Genomic DNA, 20,965 nt, shown 5'->3' with positions numbered 1-20,965 from the left:
TCATTTTCTATCGTGATTTGAATGAGCCTTTAATATCTATTGATGATTTGAGGGTTAATTATGATGATTTGAGGGTTAATTATGATGATTTGAGGGTTAATTATGATGATTTGAGGGTTAATTATGATGATTTGAGGGTTAATTATGATGATTTGAGGGTTAATTATGAGCGCCTTTTACAAAACGCTTCACCTTTATTAGAACTCTCTCAAAACACCTCTTTTAAAATCTATCGCAAAGCTTATCAAAAATCCTTACCTTTGTTGCGCACCATAAGGAGATGGGTTAAAAAATAAGGCGTCCTTTAAGACTGATTAAGAAATTGGAGCGCTATTTTAAAATGCGCTAACGCTTCTTTTTTGAGCGTGGGGTTTTTGAGCATGTCCTCTAAAGCATGGGTGCTTAAAAAATGTTTTGTTTTTAAAGACACGATGCGCCCAAAGGATTCTTCTTTAGAAAGGTTTAAAAGGCGTTTGGGCAAAATCTCGCCAAATACCACAATGACTTTTGAAGCGCTGTTGTCTAATTGCCATGTTAAATGAGGCAGGCATGCGTTGATTTCTTCTTCTAAATTAAGGCTGTTAGAGTCGCATTTAAGGAGCGATAAAATACTGCAATCTTTTAAGGGGTAGTTAAAAACCTTTTGGATAATGCTCTCCAACATGAGCGCTTTTAAATTGTTTAAGAAATGTAATTGGCTATCCAGCATGGGGGTTAGCGTGATGAAAGCGAGCTTGGAAGTGGGGTTAAAAATCCCGATCACTGGTTTTGAATGTTGATGGCGTTTGCATAGATTGCAATTTTCTATACCCTCATGAACTTGTTTGTTAAGGGGCTTATTTTGGGGCGTGGTAAGGTTGGTATTGGTGTAAGTTTCGCCCAAAAGACGCTCCATATAAAGGGAGCGTAAAGTTTGAAAGCGTGAAAGTTGCAAAGCGTTCAGTCTTTATGCTTTTTGAAAGCGTGAGGGCTTAGCATGTTTTCTGGCTTGAAAATATCGTCCAGTTGCTCTTTAGTTAAGATTTTCTTTTCTAAAGCGATGTCATAGATAGAACGATCGCTTTTTAAGGCTTCTTTAGCGATCATAGCGGATTTTTCATAGCCGATATGAGGGTTTAGTGCGGTAACAATGCCAATGCTGTTAAAGACATAATCATGGCAAATCTTTTCATTAGCCGTGATGCCTTCCACGCATTTAGTCGTTAAGGTTTCAATCGCACGCCCTAAAATCACAAAGGAATGGAATAGCTTGTAAGCGATCACCGGCTCAAACACATTGAGTTGCAATTGCCCTCCTTCTGCGGCTAACGCCACGCTCAAATCGTTCCCAATCACCGCAAAGCACACTTGATTGACCACTTCAGGGATCACCGGATTGACTTTACCAGGCATGATAGAGCTGCCCGGCTGCATTTTAGGCAAATTGATTTCATTCAGCCCAGCCCTAGGACCTGAGCTGAGCAGCCTTAAATCGTTACAAACCTTAGAAAGTTTCACTGCAATACGCTTTAACACCCCACTCACTTGCACATACGCTCCCGTGCTTTGAGTGGCTTCTATCAAATTGTTAGCCATGACAAAGGGGCGGCCCGTTACTTCTTGGATTTTCTTTTCAATCAAACTGCGATAATCCGGGTGCGAATTGATCCCTGTGCCAATAGCCGTGCCGCCTAAATTAAGCTCTCTTACCCAATTCCTAGCGTCTAAAACCTGCTCAATATCCCTATCAAGCATCAAGGCATAAGTTTCAAACTCTTGGCCTAAAGTCATAGGCACAGCGTCTTGAAGCTGGGTGCGCCCCATTTTAATCACATGAGCGAATTCCTTAGCTTTTTGAGCGAAAGCGTCCCTTAAAGCCTTCATGGGAGCGACTAAATTACTCAAGCGCTCATAAATCGCAATTTTTAACGCGCTAGGATAAGCGTCATTAGTGGATTGAGAGCGGTTGACATGGTCGTTTGGGTGGCAAAATTGGTACTCGCCCTTTTGATGCCCCATGTATTCTAAAGCCAAATTAGCAATCACTTCATTCATGTTCATGTTCGTGCTTGTGCCAGCCCCCCCTTGAATCATATCCACAATGAATTGATCATGGTATTTGCCATCAATGAGCAAATCGCACGCATGGCAAATCGCAATTTTAAGCTTTTCATCAATCAAGCCTAATTGCGCGTTCGCTAAAGCAGCCGCTTTTTTGACTTGAGCAAAAGATTTGATAAAAACAGGATAACTGCAAAGCTTGTCGTTGGTGATGAAAAAATTTTCACTCGCTCTTAAAGTTTGAATCCCGTAATAAACTTCATCGCTAATTTCCATTTGCCCAATGAAATCATGCTCAATACGCATAAAAGCTCCTTATGTAATAATTGAAAAATATTCTAGCTATTGTAACCAAATCTTGAGCTATTTTTCTTTTAAACGCAACACTTTTGCCCCTAAGGCGTTGATTTTATCCTCTAATCTCTCATAACCCCTATCCAAGTGGTAAATCCTATGCACCCTACTCACGCCCTTAGCCACTAAAGCGGCTAAAACGAGAGCCGAAGAAGCCCTTAAATCGGTCGCCATCACATCGCTTCCGGTAAGCTCTGTGGATCCGCTAATGGTAGCAACATTGGTTTTTAGGCTGATATTAGCCCCCAAGCGTTGCAGTTCGCTCGCATGCATGAAGCGGTTTTCAAAAAGCGTTTCTTCAATCACGCTCGTCCCCAAACACTGCGTGGCTAGTGCCATGAATTGCGCTTGCATGTCTGTGGGAAAGCCTGGGTATTCTTTCGTGGTGATTTCAAAGGCTTGTCGTTTTTTGGCCGGATGAATTTCTATAGAATTTTCTTGAATATCTAGCGAAAAACCAATTTCTATAAGCTTATCCGTAATCGCTTGAAGATGGTTAGGGATGATACGATTGATTTTAAGCTGGCTGTTAGTGATAGCCCCCACGCATAAATAAGTGCCTGCTTCAATCCTATCGGGTATGATTTGAATGTCTTTTAGATTTAAAGCGTCGCTTTCTACCCCCCTAATCTTTAACTCGCTGCTGCCAACGCCCTCAATTTCTACCCTCCCACTCTGTAAAAACGCGCACAATTGAGTGATTTCTGGCTCTTTGGCAGCGTTAATGATGCGCGTGATCCCTTTAGCTAAGCTTGCTGCCATGAGAGCGTTTTCTGTGCCTGTAACGCTGATTTTATCAAATAAAATATCATTCCCTTTCAAGCCTTTAGGGGCTTTTGCATGGATATAGCCTTGCTCAATTTTGATTTCAGCCCCTAATTGCTGCATCGCTTTTAAGTGCAAATCCACAGGTCTTGCCCCTATAGCGCACCCACCGGGCAAACTCACTAAGCATTCTTTAAAACGCGCTAATAGTGGGCCTAAAACCAAAATGGAAGCGCGCATTTTACGCACCAAATCGTAAGTGGCTTCGGTGTGGTGCAGGGATTTGGCGCTGATTTGGAGCGTGTTAGGATTAAGCCATTCTAATTCTGCGCCTAAATTCTGCAACAATAACGCCATCGCTTTTATATCCACCACTTGGGGCAAAGATTTGATTTTGACTTCCTGTTGGCTTAAAAGCGTGGCGGCTAAAATGGGGAGTGCGGAGTTTTTCGCCCCAGAAATTTCTACCCCCCCTTTTAAAGGGACTTGTCCTACAATCTCTAAAAAATCCAATTCTATCCTTTTTCTTTTTTATTCTTAAGGGCTAAGCCGGTAGCGTTAGCGATTTTTTGTGCATGACTAGGGTTAGCATTTTCTAATTCTTGCCCAAAATTAATAGCGTCTTCTAATTCAAAAAATTCTGAAGCGACTAAATTTTGGAGTGTTTCTAGCCACAGAGTTTCTTTGTCTTTGGGGCAAATTTTAAAACGCTCATTGAAGCTGTTTTTAAGTTTTTCTAAAGCTGGTGTGCTTTTAAGGTTTTTAACTTGTTCGCTCAAATATTCTAAAGAGAGGCTTTTATTAGGAATGTTTTGCTTTAAAGGGGGGCGAAAAAGCCTCCAAGCAAGCCCCACCAATAACATAGGGAGCAGGCACACAAAGAGAATCAAATACATGTAAGCGTAATAAGTCAAATTGCCCATGTTGATAAGATTTATAAGCGTTTTTTATAATAAGCGTTACTCGCTTCAATATAGCCTTCCACGCTCCCGCAATCGTATCGTTTGCCTTTGAATTGGTAAGCGATGATCTGCTTTCTTTTGGCTTGAGTGCGTAAGGCGTCTGTGATTTGGATTTCATTGTTTTTACCCGGTTTCGTCTCGCTTAAAATTTCAAAAATATCCGGGGTTAGAATGTAGCGCCCTATCACGGCTAGGTTGCTTGGGGCGTCTTCTTGGCTTGGTTTTTCCACCATGTCTTTAATCTTATACACCCCCTCTTCTAACAATTCGCCCCTGATCACGCCGTATTTTGAAACTTCTTCTAACGCTACTTCTTCAATGGCTACAATGGAGCATTGGTATTTTTGATACAATGAAGTCATTTGCTTTAACACGCTAGGATAATCATGGCTTATGCATAAGTCGTCGGCTAAAATCACCGCAAAAGGCTCATTGCCTATGAGAGCTTCTCCGGTTAAAATCGCATGCCCTAAGCCTTTCATTTGCTTTTGGCGCACATAGGAAAAACAGCATTTCTCTATAATGTTACGAATGCTTTTTAGGGCGTTTTCTTTGTTAGTGCCTTGGATTTGATGCTCTATTTCATAGCTCGTGTCAAAATAATCTTCTAAGCTTCGTTTGTTTCTTCCTGTAACAATCGCCATCACTTCACAGCCTGCTTCCATCGCTTCTTCCACAGCGTATTGGATCAAAGGCTTATCCACAATGGGCAGCATTTCTTTAGGAATGGTTTTAGTGATCGGCAAAAAGCGCGTGCCATAGCCCGCAGCAGGGAAAAGGCATTTTTTAATCATGGTTTGTCCTTTGAGTTAAGAGTTTGTTCTAAAAATCCATCAATAGGGATGAAATTCCCAAAAATTTCTTGATAAATCAAGTAATTGAGCATGACCCTAAAGCCATACATGCGAGTCTCGCTATAAGGCATAAGCTCCATGCTAAGCCATGGCTCAAAATGATTTTTTTCTTTAAATCGTTTGGAGCTTTCTAACCACCTCCTTAAAAACCCAGGCCCAGCGTTGTAGGCGTAGGCGACAAAAAGGGGGTGGTTGAATTCTTTTTTCAAATGATTCAAGTAATAATTGCCAAATTTGAGGGCGATATTGGGGTTAAACATGTCGTTTAGATCAACATTATCCATGCCAAGGCTTTTAGCGAAAGGCCCTACATTAAAGGGCATGATTTGCATAAGCCCTAGAGCAAAGGAGCGAGAGATTAAAGCCGGGAGCAAAAAGCTTTCTTGCCTAGCGATCGCATACGCCATAGCCTTTTCATCAGTATTTTGCCATTCAATAATGCCTTCATAAGGGGATAAATAATAATAAATCTTGTCTTTATTGCGTTGACTTAAAAGATAGGTCAATTCAGGGGCGCTTTTTTCATAATACAGGCTTTTTAGCATCGCATTAAACGCGCCCTCATCTTTCAAACTCAAGGTTTTTTCCTTAAAAATTTGCCACGAAAAAGGGTCATAAGTGTTAAAAGGAGGATCTTCTTGGTTTAAATTCTGGATGTGAGAAATGATGCGATAACTGGGCGTGGTTTGGAGTTTGCGGCTCGCATAAAGACTATAGAGGTTTAAGGCAGGGCTTTGTGAAAGGCGTTCCAAAGTTTTTTTCTTTTTAGAGACTAAATACTGCCAAAAAACCGCTCTGTCTTTTGAAAAATCATCGTCTTTAACCACCGCTTCTGAGCGTTCAAAATACTTGAGCGCTTTAGAGGGTTTTTTGCGCAAGATTTCATTAATCCCTAGGATAAAAAAGGTTTGCGCGTTGCTGCGGGTAGCGTTACTTTTAGTGAGAGCGTCTTTAAAATGATCCAATTTAGGATCTAAAATAACCTGATAGATCAAGCGGTTAAACGCCGGATAATCTTCATCTAAAAGGCGGTTTAACTCTTTAATAGGGATATGCTTTTCAAAAATTTGGAGCTTTTTTTCATAACTCAAATGATTGAAAAGCGCGCTAAACACTTGCGCGTTAGCCTTAAATAAAGAAGCGCTCACATGCTTACTTTGCAAAATTTCTAATTCTTCATAAAGAACGGGGTAAGCCTCTTTGATTTTAATTTGTAAGGGCTTAAGGGTTTGAAGGGGGATTTTATCAAAATCTCTGATTTTTGATTTTAAAGCGATAGCGATACAGCTATTTTGGAAAGTGTCTGTTGTTTCCAACATGCTTTCTAGGGTAATTTGCTTGCAATAAATATCTTCAGGCAATTTAACATTAGGGCTTTTTTCTGCATTGTCTGAGCCTTTTTCTTGCATGGCCTTTTGTAGGGCGTTATTTTTATTCTGAGTCAATTCATAGGCTTTTTTAGCGTTTTCTAAAGTGGTTTTTTTATCGCTGATATAGCGCCATAAATAATAATCCCTAACGATCCCGGTGGGCTTTTTTTCTAAATCTTTTAAACTCAACTCGGTTTGAGAAAAACCAACGCCAAGCGCACCGATAAAAAATAAAATAAAAAAACGCATGATTTTCTTTAAAGGTTTTTAGCGAGCGCAAAAAGCCACTGAATGAGCGTGAGATCCAAGAATTTCAAAACAATGACCACCACTAAAGGAGCGAAATCCAACCCGTTAAACACCAGCTTGAATCTAGAGCGTAAAAAATAAAACACTGGCTCACACAAGCGAGCGAGGATTTGCATGATGGGGTTATTAGGGTTAGGTTGCACGAAGCTGATAAGCGAATAAATGATTATTACCCACATATAAATCGTAAGAAGCGTGCTTAAAATCACCGCTATCGCATTAATAAGAGTGGAAAATATCATGCTTTGAGCCTTAAAACTTCTTGATGATGGCTTTGGATATAGGGGAAAATCAACGGCAATTCAACGCCATGCGAGTTCCCGGTCAAAAGAATGCGCAAAGGTTTGAAAAAATCCTTACCCTTAAGCTGGCTTAATCGCATGGCTTCTTTTTTAAAACTTTCAAAATCCTTATACGCTTGAAAATCCATGCTTTTTAGAGCGTTAAAAAGCACTAAACAACGCTCTTTAAAATCTTCATTTTCGTAAGTTTTAACAATATCTTTTGGCTCTAAAAACAACGAAATTTTTTCTTTCAATTCTAAAAGCGTGCCGCATTCTTCTATAAACAATCTTAAAAGCCCTAGGAGGTTTTTATCTTTTATTGAAGTGAGTTCTAATAACTTTTCATCGTCTAAAAGCTTTAAATGCTCGTGGTTTAAGTGTTTTAAATATTTTAAATTAAAATGAGCCGGGGAACTAGAAAGTTTTTCTAAATCAAACCATTCTATCGCTTCATCAAGGCTAAAAACTTCCTTAGGCACTTTATTACCGATAGTGATGAGGTAATTTGCAATCGCAACCGGTAAAAACCCTTGATTTAAAAGCCATTTCACGCTGGACGCTTCGTCTCTTTTGCTCATTTTTTTACCGCTTGTTTCATCTAAAATAATGGGCAAATGCGCATAAACAATGGGATTATCGGAGCCTAAAGCTTGCTGGATTAAAATTTGTTTGGGGGTGTTACTCACATGATCTTCGCCTCTAATAATCAGACTGATTTCATAGAGCAAATCATCGCATGCGCAAGCGAAATTATAAGTAGGGCTTTTATCCTGTCTCAAAAGCACAAAAGAATCCAATTCATCAAGTTCAAATTTCACTTCTTTTTTAATCGCATCGTTGAAAGACACCGCATGATTTGGGGCTTTTAAACGCACCACAGGGGCATGGTGCTTGTCTTTTTCTAAAGTGGCCCACTCGTCTAAATACCTGAAAGGGCGTTTTTCATTTTTGGCTTTTTCTTTTTCTCTTTCTAAAAACTCCGCGCTCGCATAACAATAAAACGCTTTATTTTCTTTCAGTAATTTTTCTGCCATTTCTCTGTGATAATCTATGTTGTGGCTTTGATACACAAGTTTGTCCCAGCTTATCCCCATAAGCTTTAAAATCTCTAAAATCTCTTGATCTTTGCCTTCAATGTTGCGCTCTTTGTCCGTGTCTTCAATGCGAATGAGAAAGGGTTTGTGTTGCTGTTTGGCCACAATGTAGTTAAAAATGGCTGCCCTTAAATTCCCTATGTGCATATCCCCTGTAGGCGAAGGCGCAAAACGAAGCATAAAAACCCTTTATTTAAAAATAGTTTTTGATTATACCTAAAGAATACTTAATTGTGCTGTGGTAGTTCTGTTTTTATCAAACATGAATAGGCATTATTCAAGAGATTAGCGCTTGGCTAACGCCAAGCTTTTTATGATTGGTTATCAAAAAGCTAAAAGCGTTTTTATTCAATCACTTCATAAATAACTTCTGTCTTCCAACGGGTTTTAGGGGTGATTTCTTGGTTGCGATAACCAAAACAAGCCATTACCGACACGCCAAATTCCGCCGTGTTCAGATAGCCTTTTTCCTCTAAATAAGCCTCCACTTTTTCTTGATCATACCCTTCAATCGGGCAAGAATCAATCCCTAACATGGCCGCTGCCATCATCATGTTCGCCATTTGGATATAAGTCTGCTTGCTAGCCCAATCAAACAAAGATCGTTCGCTATTGAGTTTCATATCGTTCTCTTGGAAATTTTTGATGATTTGAGCGAACCTAGAATTAGTGTCATAATCCCTTTTTTTAACCTCATGCATCACTTTCTTAACGTAATCGCTGTCATAAGTAACGCCTTTTCGCGCAAGATAAATGACAAAATGGCTCGCTCCCTCTAAACCAAAAAGCGCCCCCTAGGCCATCGGTTTTAAATCTTCTTTCATGCGTTCATTCTTTAATAAAAGCATTTTCCATGGTTCAAGCCCGATTGAAGAAGGGGCTAATCTCCCCACTTCAACCAAAGCTTCCCAATCCTTTTGGGAAATACGACGATTGGGATCGTATTTTTTTGCAGCAAATCGTTGGTGCTGTAAAGCAACCACTTGTTCTCTGTCCATTTTAATGTTCTCCTTTTTCTAAATAATGATAAACGGCTGCCATATCCAATTCGCCTAAACCGGATTTTTCCGCTTGAGAATAAAGCTCTTGCGCTTGAAATAAAAATGGCAACTTCATCGCCTCTCCTGCTTCATTGTTGGCTAAACGAACATCCTTGAGCATGAGCTTCAAACTGAAAGCGGCCGGATAGCTATCTTGTAGCCACATGCCTTTTTTAGCTTGAAAGAGAGGCGAATTCATGCCAGATTGGCCAATAATTTGCAAAAATGACTCTGCATCAACCCCTAAATGTTTGGCTAATAGCAAAGCTTCTGAATAAGCAACCCCCATTTGAGCCAAAAGGCTATTAATGGATAATTTAGCTCCTGTCCCTTGACCAACTTTTCCTAAATAAAAGGTTTGACTCCCTAAATGTGCCAAAACAGGTTTGAGTTGAGTGATTACTTCTTCATCACCTGCCGCTAAAATCAATAACGCCCCGGCTTTAGCCACACCAACCGATCCTGAAACGGGTGCTTCAAGGTAAGTTACTTGATGCTTTTGAGCGGTTTTTTCTAAAGCCAAGCTCTCCAAAGGAGCGATGGTGCTCATATTCACCACGATTTTTTCAGACATCTGTTCCCAAAATTTTGGCACTAAAACAGCATCAATCACCGTTTTATCCGAAAGCATAATAAAAATCAGATCAACTTTAGCGGCCAAATCTATAGGGTTAGTATAAACCGCTACGCCTTTTTCTTTTAAAGAGGCTGCTTTGCTCTCTGTTCGGTTATAAACCGACACTTCTAAATTTGCATCGTGCAAACGAGTCGCCATAGGAGTCCCCATAGCCCCTAGTCCAATCCATCCGATTTTCATTTAACCCTCACTTATTAGCGTGAATACGCCACTAAACCATCTAACCAAGCTTGATGGCCATTTAGCATCGCATTAGGCACAGATTTCGCTAAAGCTTTAGCAGGGACTCCTAACTGAGTTTCTTGGGTTAAAATACGCACACGATCATTATCTAATTTTTCAACAATCCATGCGTGATAGGCTTCAAGATACTCATCGCCTTTAGCTTCATTCCAACCTCTCCAAGCCAAACGCAGTATGGTGTCTTTCAATGCAAACTCTTCCACCTGTGCCTCCACTAAAAAGCCAAAAGTTTCAAAACAAAAACGAGTCTTGTCTTTAAGAATGGTATTGTCTTGATTATGCATGTGGACATTCCCTGAATTTTTGTAATACTTTTCCCAACAAGACGCGTCTCTTAAGTGTTGCACCACTTTATTAAAATCCAAACCTTTGACAATGACTTCATTGGACACAAAATTATCAGTCTCTCCTGGTATCCATTTTTCAGGCCATTGAATCGCATTCATCGTTATCATGTTTTCTCTGTTTTTAATTTTTTCTGCCTATTGGCGAATGATTTATAGCATCATTAGGTAAATAATGATCTTTAACCCATTTTATCAGCCACTCTAAAGCGTTATTTTTAGGATTTTCAATGACTAAATTTAAGCATGCGTTTAAAATTTCGCTGATTTTTTGGTGCTGATAACCCAAGCTTTGAAGTGCACCGCCCTTAAGGGCCAAGTGTTCTTTTTTAAAAGGCTCGTTAGAATCAAAGATTTCTTTTAACAAGCCTTTAATTTTTAAAGCATGTTTTAGGTTTTTGAGCGCATAAAAATCTAAAGCCAAATTAAAAGGCTCTAAATCGTGGTTTTTCAATAAAAATTTTAACTCTGTTTTGTTGTGAATATTTAAAAAAGCTTTATGGCATTCTTTAGCTTTTGAAAATAAAACACAAGTTTTTTTAGGGTAGCGTAAATTTTCCAAACTTTTTTGATGTTTAAAAAACCCCAATAATCTTAATTCCAAATTGAAAGGTGCGTTTTTTAAAAACCCTAAATTTTCTATTTTCTCTTGAATAACCAACTCCAAAATTTCTTGATATTCTTTGGCCACTTCATAGGCGTTTTTCCCCATAAGAAGTTTATTCAATTCACTTTGTAAGCGCTCTTTAGAGAGGTGTTTTAACAAATCCTTACACGCAAAAACCGCTCTTTTGGTGTTTGGCGCTATCTTAAAGCCTAAAGTTGCGCTAAATCGCAGCGCTCTTAAAATCCTTAAAGCGTCTTCAAAAAACCTTAATCGCGCTTCCCCCACGCATTCAATCGTTTGATTTTCAATCGCATTTTGTCCTTTAAAAGGATCAATAATCCCTTTTGTAGGGCTATAAGCGATCGCATTCATGCTAAAATCGCGCCGCTTTAAATCGTCTGTTAAATGAGCGCTAAAAACCAATTCTTTAGGCTTTCGGTGCTTGATATGCCCTTTTTCAATTCTAAAAGTTGTGATTTCATAGCTTTGATGGTTTTTAAGAGCCGTGATCGTGCCATGTTTGATACCGGTTTCTAGCACCCTAAAATCGTGCTTTAAAAGAAGCTCTTTACTCTCACTCACTAAAGCGTTTGAAGTTAAATCGTAATCTTTTGGGGTAATGCCCATCAAACAATCGCGCACGCACCCCCCTACCAAGTAAAGCTCATAAGGGGATTTTTCATAAATGTCAAACAATTCTTTTAATTCTGTATTTAACTCAAACACGCTTTTTACTCTTAAAATTTCTTTGTGTTATTATATCTTTTTAGAATTTTTAAGGAATTTTGATGGAACAAGAAATTTGCGTGATCGGTTTTAGCGGCGGGCAAGACAGCACCACTTTAGCCGTATGGGCGAAAAAGCGTTTTAAAAAAGTCTGTTTAGTGGGGTTTGATTATGCGCAAAAACACTCTGTGGAATTAGAATGCGCTCAAAAAATCGCTTCTCTTTTGCAACTCCCTTATGAAATCATCCCGTTAGATTTTTTAGAGAATATCACCCGCTCTGCGCTTTTTAAAAACTCTAACGATTTAATAGGGCATTCGCATGTGCAAAATAAAGATTTACCCAACTCTTTTGTGCCTAATCGTAACGCTATTTTTATCACCCTTTTGCATTCTTACGCGCAAAAAATAGGGGCCAGTAACATCGCTTTAGGGGTTTCGCAAGCGGATTTTAGCGGCTATCCGGATTGTAAAGAAGATTTTATTAAAAGCATCGAGCATGCCCTAAATTTAGGCTCAAACACGGCGATTAAAATCCTAACGCCTCTAATGTTTTTGAATAAAGCGCAAGAATTTCAAATGGCTAAAGATTTAGGGGCTTTAGATTTGATCATCAAAGAAACGCACACCTGCTATCAAGGAGAGCGAAAGATTTTGCATGCCTATGGTTATGGCTGCGATAAATGCCCGGCATGCCAGTTGAGAAAAAAAGGCTTTGAAGAGTTTCAAGCTAAGGCTTTGTTTCAATAAAGCGTTGGTAAAAATACTCAAAAGCATGTTTAAGACAAACAATCAAAGAGCGGTAAAAAGCATGTTTTAATGTTTAAAATTATATGTATAGTTAAGATAAACGCTCACCACTCTTTTGTAATCCAATTTATCCCCATAATTATCGCTATAGTAATTGACTTTAAAAGCTGGCACTTTAACCCCTAATTCCACGCTAGAACCTCCAAGATATATTTCATCGCCATAGCGATCAATATCGTATTCATCATTATTCCAACGAACGCCAAATTTTCCTTGCAACTGAAAAATCGTGCGGCTTTTGACTTGATTGAAAGGGGTGAGATTGTTGCTCGCAAACCAAGTGCTACCCCCTAGTTCCATGCCAATCACAAGCCCTGAAGATTTTCTAAATACATGCCTTGATGCTTTTTTTAATGTATTAGCGTCTAGCGTTCTGCCGGTCATGTCTTTGTAAAATATAGAGAGTCCTTTTACCCTTCGTTCAACATATTTTTGGGACGCTCGCTTATCGTTAGTCCAATTAATGAGCAAATCCGTATTGAAACCATAGGGTAAAAAAACGATTAAACCGCTGCTAGGAACAGAACCAACGCCACCGAGTTGGTAACCGAAAAAAAGAGAGTGCCTAAACCCTATAATCCTTTTTTTACCCAAAAAATATTTATACCCAAAGCTGAGTTCGTTAAAAAGACCGCCCGATCCACCATTTCCTGCGAATCGGCTAGCGATTTTGTTTGAATCTTTCACTTTATTTAAGGCGTTTTGCGCATCTCTTATGGCTTTTGTGTTTTGTTGGGGGAATAATGAATTTTTTGCGTTATTGATCGCTTGATTTAAGGCGTTTTCTGCTGAAGCTTTTTCGCCGATGCTACCTTGTCCTTGAATATAGCTTCCTTCTGCAAAATTTAAACCTAAATAAAATCCGTTCCTTTCAGCGTGAAGCCAAAACGAGAGAAAGAGAGAGAGTAAGAGAGTTTTTTTCATGGTTTCTCTTTGGTTTAAGATTTGATATTATAATTAGGTATTTTATCATAAAAATAAGATTTTAGATTGGGTTTTAATAAAAAACAAAATTAAAATGAAACAGCCACAAAACTACCACTTAATCAACATTAAATTAAAAACATGTTAATCTTTGGTTATTTTTAAATTTAGGAAAACCCATGCATCAAAACAATAAAACTTTTTTACCCAACGCTCATCTTTCTAAAGTCATTCTTTTTTTAAACACCGGCTTTTTAGCCTATCTGTTAAGCGCTTGTGGGGCGAATGTGCCTATAGAAGAAGTGCTAGTTAAAGATCCCAAAGAGACTAAAGCCCAAGAAGTCGCCAGAGAAGAAAGCGCCATCCAGCAAGAAAACGCCACTATTGATGCGCACACCACGCCCTTAATCAATCGTTTCACTAATTATAACGCTTATGGCTCTTTAAACGGCTTTTACAATTCAGTGGATAACCTCAATTCGCCCATGCAAAACGGGATGTATGGAGGCTATTACATGCCTTATTATTACATGCCCTATGGTTTCATGCCTTATGGGTCAGGTCTTATGCCTTATGGGCCTTATGGGTATGGAGCGCCTGGATACTTCCCTTACGTTTTTTATTGATTAGCTTAAAACAGCTTGCGCTAAACAATAAGCGTGTTGGTGTTTTTACTCAAACGCCCTTATATTTTCTAATGGTTATTTCTAACATGCTAGGGTGGTGTGATAGAAAAAGACTATATTAAGAGGAGATATTCTTATGCGTATAGTTAGAAATTTATTTCTTGTATCGCTTGTGGCTTATAGTAGTGCGTTTGCAACGGATTTAGAAACCGAGACTAAAAACGACAAAAAGAGCAGTAAAAAGTTTTACAAACTCCATAAAAACCATGGGTTAGAAACCGAGGCTAAAAACGACAAAAAGCTTTATGATTTCACTAAAAATAGCGCTTTAGAAGGCATCGATTTAGAAAAAAGCCCTAGTCTTAAAAGCCACAAAAAAAGCGATAAAAAGTTTTACAAACAACTCGCTAAAAACAATATCGCCGAAGGGGTGAGCATGCCAATCGTTGACTTCAATAAGACCTTGTCTTTTGGGCCTTATTTTGAAAGAACTAAAAGCAAAAAAACCCAATACATGGACGGCGGGTTGATGATGCACATCCGTTTTTAAGCCCTTATTCATAATCCAAAAACGCATGCACTTTAAGAGCAAGGGTTTTGGGGAAATACCGCACAAACAAATCTAAAAACACTTTTTCGCCAAAGAAATCCCCAACGATCGTTACTTCTTGGACGCTAAAATTTTGCGCGTTATCCCAAATGAAATTCCCTAAAAACTCCGCTAAAGAATCCAAAATCCCCAAACTCAAAATTTCATTTTCCACGCCTGCGAGCCTGAAACTCATCGCGCTGTGCATGATCTTTGAAAAGTTTAAAGCCATTTTCAAAGAATCGTCTTTAAGGATTTTATAATCAATCCTAGGACCTTTAGGGCGTAAGCATTCTTTAGCCAAAGAAATAACGCTCTGCGCGCAAAAATCCTCGCTGTAACCCAAAACAAACCCTAAAATGCGAAAAAAATCCAATAAATTTGCACCCCCTAGCTGGTATTTAGAAAGCTCTACAATGCGCGCGTAAAAATCAGGGAATTTAGTAGCGTAGTTTTGTAGCATTCTGGAGGCTTTTTCATCTTGTTTGAGAGTGTTAAATATTTGATTGAAATCAAAACTAACGCTTAAAAGCGTTTTTAAAGAATCATTAGCATGCAATAACAACCTTGTAGGGTGCTTGAAACTAAAATACAAAACGATAGAATTGGGGGTTGTGCTTAAAAACTCTAATTCATCTTTAAAGGGAAGGGTAGAAAGATGGTTTTCTAACACGAATTTTTTAGAGGGTGTGATCAAGCGTTTAGGGGTTTTAAAAAGTGCTTCATAATGTAAAAGCGCTTCTTGCGGATCATTTGCATGGATAAAAATAAATTCTATCCCCTCATCTTGTAAAATACGGCACAATAAATTCAATATGGGGTCAAAGGGTAGTTGGGTTATGATTTCATCGTTTTTAAAAGTGTCCTTAAACACGCTTTTTAAAGAGGCTTTAATGCATGGTTTTTCCAAACTGGCCAAATATTTAGCGTCCTCTAAAGGCAATTTAGTGCAGCTCAAAACGCTAGAAAGATCGCTAAAAATAACGCTTGGAGAGGGCTTTTTTAAAGAAAGGGATAATGCCCCCCTAGAAGTGTGAACAGGAATAAAATCCTGTGTTTTGAGCCTCTCTTTTAATTGGGTTAAGCAATCTATAAGCTCTTTAGGGCTATGGATTATATCCCCCTTAAAAGCGGTGTTTTTGACAAAACCTAACGCATTGGCATACAAAGACGCATTTTTGTCCAAAAAATCTTGATGCTCTTTAGCGTTCATAAAAAGGGGCTTTGAAAGGCTTGTTGTTTGGAAAAGATTTTCATCTAAAGGCTCTGTGATTTCCTTTAAAGACAAAAAGCTAAAATCTAAAGAAAAGGGCAGAATTTCGCTTAATTTTTGCGCGAATTCTAAAGTGATCTCAGCGCTCGCTTGGAGGTAGAAAGAAGTGGTATTATCCTTATAAACGCTATAAAAACGCACTTGCAAATGGAATGCTATTTGCTCTAAAAGGGGCGTAAAATCTAGGCTTGCTTTTTCATTAACGCATTTAAAAAGAAAAACAAACGCCAATTCAAAAACCCTTATAAGAGAGTTCAGCGATGCAATCTAGGGCGATATGATCGGTGCGTTGCATTTTAACTCCCCATGCGTTGAGTTGGGTTTCTATGGCTTTTAAGGCTGTTTCTAAAGCGTTTAACATTTCGCTTGAGAGCTTGAAAGTGGTCTCGCTCCCTATCACAAAAGGCACAAGCCCCACGATAAAAGTTTTAGGCAAATCCCCTAAAAACTCCGTGAGCCTTAAAGTGTGCAGCATTTCCACTTCATGCGCACTCCCAGCCCATGTGATTTCTTTAGGGGCGTCCTTAAAATCAAAGGCATAAACCGATCCAATTTCAACGCCTTTAGCGCTCACGCAATCCAAAATCAAAACCTTTTCATATGAAGTGATTAAAGGAATGAGTTGCTGAGCCATAGTCCCTCCATCCACAATATCCACGCTAGGGAAAAAAGAAAAATTCTTTTTAAGGTAGTGGGCTAGATGCACCCCAATCCCTTCATCGCCAAAAAGAATATTGCCAATGCCTAAAATTAGGATTTTTTGACTCATTCTTTGGTATAACCATAGCCATTAATCATAGAATCCGCCCCTGAACTATCATACCGGATAGAATGGAAAAACACCATATAAACATGCACAGGGACAAACAAAATAAACCCCCAAGTCGCTAAGTGGTGGATAAAACGAACATTCGCTAACCCCCCACAAAGCGCTTCAAACCACTTAAAAGCACTTGCTAAAAACGCCCCAAGCCCCGCATGATAGACATTATAATACAGCACTATCCCGCTCAAACTCATCAATACGATTAAAACAACCAAAGTGAAATAAGCCACGAGTTGGATAGGGTTATACGCTCCTTTAGTGTGGGGTTTGCCGCTGATAAGAAAATACGCTTTCATCTGATCTATCCAGGCTTTTGGGCTTAAAAGTTGGCCAAAACTCCTGCGTTCCATCAAGCTTTCTTTAGTGAAAAAAAGATAGGTTCTAAAGATTAATGCGCTAATGAGTAAAAACCCAAACATGACATGAAAAGAGCGCACATAAGCTTGTAAAAGATACACCCCTTTATAAAAGCTGGAATTAGGCTGCAAAAAAGGGTAAGCGATGTAAAACCCTGTAGCGATTAAAGCGAAAATACTCAAAGCCCTAACCCAATGGAAAAAGCGCACAAAACCTGAATACTCTTTGTGTAAAACGACCTTATTCATTTTATCCATGCGTAACCCTTTTTAGAATTTAGCGAAATTAGGCTCTACTTTAAACTCGTTTAAAGACTGCCCTTTAAAATCCATCACATGCACTGAGCATGCGATGCATGGGTCAAAAGAATGGATGGTCCTAATGATTTCTAAAGGTTGGGTTAAATCAGCGATTTTAGTGCCAATCAAGCTCATTTCATAAGCCCCCCTTTGATTTTGAGAATCTCTAGGCCCCGCATTCCAAGTAGAAGGCACCACCGCTTGATAATTTTCCACCACGCCGTTTTTAATACGCACCCAATGGCTTAGCATGCCCCTTGGCACTTGACCAATGTAGCGCCCTTTATATTCTTGATTTTTATCAATGTGATAAGGAGTGCAAGTGCTTTGATCGCTTTTTAGATTTTCCACTAGCGCATCAAACGCCAAAAGGCCATTATCAGCGATAGTCTTAGCTTCAATACACCTTGCAGCTGTGCGCCCAAGCGTTGAAAACAACGCCTCTAAAGGCAGTTTAGTGTCTTTTAAAAACTTAGTAGCCACTTCAGTAACATAAGGGTTTTTCGCCGCTAATCCTACCACTACGGAACTTAAAGGCCCTACTTCCATGGGCTTACTATCGTATCTGGGTGATTTTATCCAAGAATATTTATTTTTAGTGTCAAGCACTTTAGCAGGGATTATTTTATTTTCAATCCCCACACTCTCGCCGTCTTTTAAACCGGTATAATGCGGGTTCGTTTGCCCGTCATAAGGGTGGAGTTGCACTTCTTTAGTGTCTTCGTATTGATACCAAGAATGCGTAACTTCTTCTTTAATCAAACTCTCATCAATGGGGTGTAATTTAGAAATATCCCCATCAAGCACCACCCCACTACTCAAAAGGTATTTATCCTTTCCAAGCAACACTTCTTCATAAGCGATAAAATTCCTTAAGCCACAGCCTTTGATAACCGATTGCTCATTAGCGAACATTTCGCCTGCCATCACCAAATCAGGGTAGTAGGCATGGTTGATGAAATTGGCCACCACTTCAAACTTGCTCTTCCATTCAGCCAATCTCGTCGGATCCAATATATCCATAACACTCGTAACACCCCCTACCGTTAGGCTTTGTGGGTGAGGCTGTTTGGCCCCAAAAATAGCGGTCATTTTCGCCGCTTCCCTTTGGATTTCTAAAAGCTTGAGATAGTGGCTTAAGACGATTAAATTTTGCTCTGGACTCAAACGATAGGTTTTATGCCCATAGTAGCCATTACTAAAAGGCCCCAAAGATCCGCTTTTAGCGAAATCATTCAAGCGTTTTTGAACCGCTTTTAATTCGCCCGCACCGGTATTAATGGGATAAGGGCTGTATTTGAAAGAAAGTTTTGAAGCTTCAAAAGGGTCGGCTTTTAAAGCGCTCATAATATCACACCAATCAAGCCCATGCAAAGTATAGAAATGCACCACATGGTCATGAAAAAGCAACGCCATGTTCATCAAAGATCGCACCAATTGCGCGTTCAATGGGGGGGTGATGCCTAAAGCGTTTTCTACTGCAGTGATACCGGCTTTATAATGCGAATAAGTGCATACCCCGCAAATCCTTTGAGCGATAAAGCCTGCATCTCGTGGGTCTCTGCCTTTAATGATCGTTTCTAGCCCCCTAAAAAGCGTAGAAGAAGAAAACGCATCGGTGATCACATTATCATCATCTACGATCACCTCAATCCTTAAATGCCCCTCAATCCTAGTGATAGGATCGACTACGATTTTTTTTGACATGTTAATCCCTTACTCTTTGTTTTTGATCGCTTTAGAAAGGAGCGCATGCGCGGCAATGCCAATAGCGGTTGCACTAAGCAAAGTCGTGCCGACTTTATCCGCCACTTTATCAGCCCCTAAGCCATCAAAAGCGGTTTTAATGGAGCGATTCGCCAAAGGCTCTTCAAAAGGACTCATCGTATCCCAAAAATTAGGCTCAGAACACCCTATACACCCATGCCCTGCGCCTATGGGCCAAGAAGTGTGTGAATTGAAGCGGAGTTTGGAGCAATTGTTGAAAGTGTAAGGCCCTTTACAGCCCATTTTATACAAACAAAAACCCCTTCTAGCGTTTTCATCACCAAAATGCTCCACAAATTCGCCCGCATCAAAATGCCCTCTCCTCTCGCACAAATCATGGATCCTGTTCCCATAAGCCCAAGAGGGGCGGTTATACGCATCTAATTTAGGGAGAGTGCCAAACATCAAGTAATAAAGCACATTGCCCACGATATTTTTTTCACTAGGCGGGCAACCGGGAACATTGATCACGGGTTTATCAATGATTTTGTGTAAGGGTTGCGCGTTAGAGGGGTTAGGGTAAGCCGCTTGCACGCCCCCAAAACTGGAGCATGTGCCTATGGCAAAAATAGCGGCTGCATGTTGAGCGGCCTTTCTGCACTCTTCAGCCCCCGTTTCAGCGTTTGGGCCTTGAGTGAGGAAGTATTCTGTGCCTTGGGGGATACCGCCTTCTACCATTAAAATATAATTGTTTTTATGCTTTTCTATGGCGTCATGCAAGCTTTTTTCAGCCTGAAAACCGCTCGCTACCATAATGGTCTCATGGTATTCTAGGTTGATGTAATCAAAGATAATGCTATCAATGGTGGGGTCTGCACTCCTTAACAAGCTCTCGCTACAGCCGGTGCATTCTGCCATGTGCAACCAAATCACGGGCAATCTGTTAGCCACTTCCACCGCTTTCAAAGTCAAGGGAGCAAAACTAGCCGGCAAAGCTAACGCTGCGCTCATCATGCCCGCCCACTTCAATAAATCGCGCCTAGAAATGCCAACACCCTCAAACTCCTCTTGCAAATTCTTATGCTCGTTATGAGCGTTAAACGAACTGACTATATCAAGGCGTTCTTCAATCTTTTGATAGGTCTTTTTTTCATCGTAGAACATGACCACTCCTTAATTGGAAATTTTCATTATCTTAACATAATAAAAATAATACAGCTGCAATTGATTGTTTTTTAGTTTTTATTTAGATTAAGGGAATTTCTTTAATATTAAGTTTCATTAAGTTTCATTTGGATAGAATACCCCCCTAATTTATTAAAAAAGGAACAAAATGAAAAAAGTACTCATCATTAATGGGGGCAAAGCGTTCGGGAGCTCTGGGGGGAAACTCAATGAAACTTTGACCCAACATGCAAAAAAAACTCTAGAGTCTTTAGGGCTAGAAGTGGATACAACGATCGTGGATAAGGGCTATAATCATAGCCAAGAGGTGGAAAAGATCGTTAGCGCTGATGCGACGATTTGGCAAATGCCTGGCTGGTGGATGGGAGAGCCTTGGATTGTGAAAAAATACATTGATGAAGTCTTTAGCACAGGGTATGGGAAGCTTTATGCTAGCGATGGCAGAAGCTCGCAAAACCCCACTAAAAACTACGGGAAAGGAGGCTTAATGCAAGGCAAAAAATACATGTTGAGCTTGACCTGGAACGCTCCCATTGAAGCCTTTAACGATCCTAATGAATTTTTTGAAGGGGTGGGTGTGGATGTTGTGTATTTGCATTTGCATAAAGCGTTCCAATTTTTAGGGCTTTCAGCGTTGCCCACTTTTATTTGCAACGATGTGGTGAAAAACCCCCAAGTAGAGCAGTATCTTAACTCCCTAACCACGCATTTGCACCAAGCTTTTAGCAAGTGATTTTAAAA

The 20,965-nt window shown here is 39.7% G+C and carries 22 protein-coding genes and 1 pseudogene; 5 read left to right on the top strand and 18 right to left on the bottom strand.

Annotated features, from left to right (window positions below; genetic code table 11):
- Nucleotides 1-296 (top strand): gp7 family phage scaffolding protein (locus CXY28_RS07045; protein WP_232779996.1); only part of this gene is annotated, 296 nt, incomplete at its 5' end.
- 8 nt (nucleotides 297-304) lie between these two features.
- On the opposite strand, the gene CXY28_RS07040 is transcribed toward CXY28_RS07045, so the two are convergent.
- The 12 genes and pseudogenes from CXY28_RS07040 to CXY28_RS06990 all read right to left on the bottom strand — a co-directional run bounded on the left by CXY28_RS07040 (nucleotide 305) and on the right by CXY28_RS06990 (nucleotide 11,629).
- Nucleotides 305-895, bottom strand: coding sequence for a uracil-DNA glycosylase family protein (locus CXY28_RS07040; RefSeq protein ID WP_100980184.1), 591 nt, complete (start codon nucleotides 893-895; stop codon nucleotides 305-307).
- A 44-nt stretch (nucleotides 896-939) separates the two neighbouring features.
- Complete coding sequence (gene aspA, locus CXY28_RS07035) at nucleotides 940-2,346, bottom strand: aspartate ammonia-lyase (protein WP_097679474.1); 1,407 nt, start codon at nucleotides 2,344-2,346, stop codon at nucleotides 940-942.
- 57 nt (nucleotides 2,347-2,403) lie between these two features.
- Nucleotides 2,404-3,672, bottom strand: coding sequence for a UDP-N-acetylglucosamine 1-carboxyvinyltransferase (gene murA, locus CXY28_RS07030; protein ID WP_100980182.1), 1,269 nt, complete (start codon nucleotides 3,670-3,672; stop codon nucleotides 2,404-2,406).
- Nucleotides 3,673-3,674: 2 nt separating this feature from the next.
- Entirely contained in the window at nucleotides 3,675-4,082 is a 408-nt protein-coding gene (locus CXY28_RS07025; RefSeq protein WP_100980181.1) for a hypothetical protein, read from the bottom strand.
- A gap of 11 nt (nucleotides 4,083-4,093) precedes the next feature.
- Nucleotides 4,094-4,915 (bottom strand): UTP--glucose-1-phosphate uridylyltransferase GalU, encoded by an 822-nt coding sequence (gene galU, locus CXY28_RS07020; RefSeq protein WP_100980180.1) that lies wholly within the window; start codon nucleotides 4,913-4,915, stop codon nucleotides 4,094-4,096.
- Nucleotides 4,912-6,594, bottom strand: coding sequence for a lytic transglycosylase domain-containing protein (locus CXY28_RS07015; RefSeq protein ID WP_100980179.1), 1,683 nt, complete (start codon nucleotides 6,592-6,594; stop codon nucleotides 4,912-4,914). The genes galU and CXY28_RS07015 overlap by 4 nt, the downstream gene beginning before the upstream one ends.
- Before the next feature lie 8 nt (nucleotides 6,595-6,602).
- Nucleotides 6,603-6,896, bottom strand: a complete 294-nt coding sequence (locus CXY28_RS07010; RefSeq protein ID WP_015644318.1) for a YggT family protein — start codon at nucleotides 6,894-6,896, stop codon at nucleotides 6,603-6,605.
- Nucleotides 6,893-8,212 carry a glutamate--tRNA ligase gene (gltX, locus tag CXY28_RS07005; protein ID WP_100980178.1) on the bottom strand — a complete coding sequence of 440 codons (1,320 nt, stop codon included), beginning with the start codon at nucleotides 8,210-8,212 and terminating at the stop codon, nucleotides 6,893-6,895. Before gltX ends, CXY28_RS07010 begins: the two co-directional genes overlap by 4 nt.
- 164 nt (nucleotides 8,213-8,376) lie before the next feature.
- A pseudogene (gene frxA / locus CXY28_RS07000) lies at nucleotides 8,377-9,030 on the bottom strand (NAD(P)H-dependent flavin oxidoreductase FrxA).
- A 1-nt stretch (nucleotide 9,031) separates the two neighbouring features.
- The gene (locus tag CXY28_RS06995) at nucleotides 9,032-9,889 is read right to left on the bottom strand and encodes an NAD(P)-dependent oxidoreductase (protein WP_100980177.1); all 858 of its coding nucleotides are present in this window, start codon (nucleotides 9,887-9,889) and stop codon (nucleotides 9,032-9,034) included.
- Between the two features lie 14 nt (nucleotides 9,890-9,903).
- Nucleotides 9,904-10,407: an SRPBCC family protein gene (locus CXY28_RS08825; protein WP_232779995.1), complete on the bottom strand. Its 504-nt coding sequence runs from the start codon at nucleotides 10,405-10,407 to the stop codon at nucleotides 9,904-9,906.
- A gap of 13 nt (nucleotides 10,408-10,420) precedes the next feature.
- Nucleotides 10,421-11,629: a CCA tRNA nucleotidyltransferase gene (locus tag CXY28_RS06990; protein ID WP_232779994.1), complete on the bottom strand. Its 1,209-nt coding sequence runs from the start codon at nucleotides 11,627-11,629 to the stop codon at nucleotides 10,421-10,423.
- A 62-nt stretch (nucleotides 11,630-11,691) separates the two neighbouring features.
- On the opposite strand from CXY28_RS06990, the gene queC reads away from it, so the two are divergent.
- A complete protein-coding gene (gene queC, locus CXY28_RS06985; protein ID WP_100980176.1) occupies nucleotides 11,692-12,378 on the top strand; it encodes a 7-cyano-7-deazaguanine synthase QueC in 687 nt (228 codons plus the stop codon).
- Between the two features lie 66 nt (nucleotides 12,379-12,444).
- Here queC and oipA read toward each other — a convergent pair whose 3' ends face one another.
- Nucleotides 12,445-13,362, bottom strand: coding sequence for an outer inflammatory protein OipA (gene oipA / locus CXY28_RS06980; protein ID WP_100980175.1), 918 nt, complete (start codon nucleotides 13,360-13,362; stop codon nucleotides 12,445-12,447).
- Nucleotides 13,363-13,541: 179 nt separating this feature from the next.
- Here oipA and CXY28_RS06975 point away from each other — a divergent pair, with 179 nt between their 5' ends.
- Together CXY28_RS06975 and CXY28_RS06970 are read left to right on the top strand one after the other, a co-directional pair.
- The gene (locus CXY28_RS06975; RefSeq protein WP_100980174.1) at nucleotides 13,542-13,988 is read left to right on the top strand and encodes a hypothetical protein; all 447 of its coding nucleotides are present in this window, start codon (nucleotides 13,542-13,544) and stop codon (nucleotides 13,986-13,988) included.
- Nucleotides 13,989-14,124: 136 nt separating this feature from the next.
- The gene (locus tag CXY28_RS06970; RefSeq protein ID WP_100980173.1) at nucleotides 14,125-14,538 is read left to right on the top strand and encodes a hypothetical protein; all 414 of its coding nucleotides are present in this window, start codon (nucleotides 14,125-14,127) and stop codon (nucleotides 14,536-14,538) included.
- A 4-nt stretch (nucleotides 14,539-14,542) separates the two neighbouring features.
- Here CXY28_RS06970 and hydE read toward each other — a convergent pair whose 3' ends face one another.
- From hydE to CXY28_RS06945, 5 genes are read right to left on the bottom strand one after another with little or no spacing between them, the layout of a single operon-like run.
- Complete coding sequence (gene hydE / locus CXY28_RS06965) at nucleotides 14,543-16,081, bottom strand: hydrogenase biosynthesis protein HydE (protein ID WP_100980171.1); 1,539 nt, start codon at nucleotides 16,079-16,081, stop codon at nucleotides 14,543-14,545.
- A gap of 1 nt (nucleotide 16,082) precedes the next feature.
- The gene (hydD, locus tag CXY28_RS06960; RefSeq protein ID WP_000078614.1) at nucleotides 16,083-16,619 is read right to left on the bottom strand and encodes a hydrogenase biosynthesis protein HydD; all 537 of its coding nucleotides are present in this window, start codon (nucleotides 16,617-16,619) and stop codon (nucleotides 16,083-16,085) included.
- Nucleotides 16,616-17,290: a Ni/Fe-hydrogenase, b-type cytochrome subunit gene (gene cybH / locus CXY28_RS06955; protein WP_000359862.1), complete on the bottom strand. Its 675-nt coding sequence runs from the start codon at nucleotides 17,288-17,290 to the stop codon at nucleotides 16,616-16,618. Before cybH ends, hydD begins: the two co-directional genes overlap by 4 nt.
- A gap of 12 nt (nucleotides 17,291-17,302) precedes the next feature.
- Nucleotides 17,303-19,039 carry a nickel-dependent hydrogenase large subunit gene (locus tag CXY28_RS06950; protein ID WP_078245519.1) on the bottom strand — a complete coding sequence of 579 codons (1,737 nt, stop codon included), beginning with the start codon at nucleotides 19,037-19,039 and terminating at the stop codon, nucleotides 17,303-17,305.
- A 9-nt stretch (nucleotides 19,040-19,048) separates the two neighbouring features.
- Complete coding sequence (locus CXY28_RS06945) at nucleotides 19,049-20,203, bottom strand: hydrogenase 1 small subunit (protein ID WP_100980169.1); 1,155 nt, start codon at nucleotides 20,201-20,203, stop codon at nucleotides 19,049-19,051.
- 169 nt (nucleotides 20,204-20,372) lie between these two features.
- On the opposite strand from CXY28_RS06945, the gene mdaB reads away from it, so the two are divergent.
- The gene (mdaB, locus tag CXY28_RS06940; RefSeq protein ID WP_100980168.1) at nucleotides 20,373-20,957 is read left to right on the top strand and encodes an NADPH:quinone oxidoreductase MdaB; all 585 of its coding nucleotides are present in this window, start codon (nucleotides 20,373-20,375) and stop codon (nucleotides 20,955-20,957) included.
- Nucleotides 20,958-20,965 lie beyond the last annotated feature (8 nt).

The sequence above is a fragment of the Helicobacter pylori genome (assembly GCF_002832345.1).
Taxonomy (GTDB): Bacteria; Campylobacterota; Campylobacteria; order Campylobacterales; family Helicobacteraceae; genus Helicobacter; species Helicobacter pylori_CP.
This window is presented reverse-complemented; position numbering and strand designations above follow the sequence as displayed.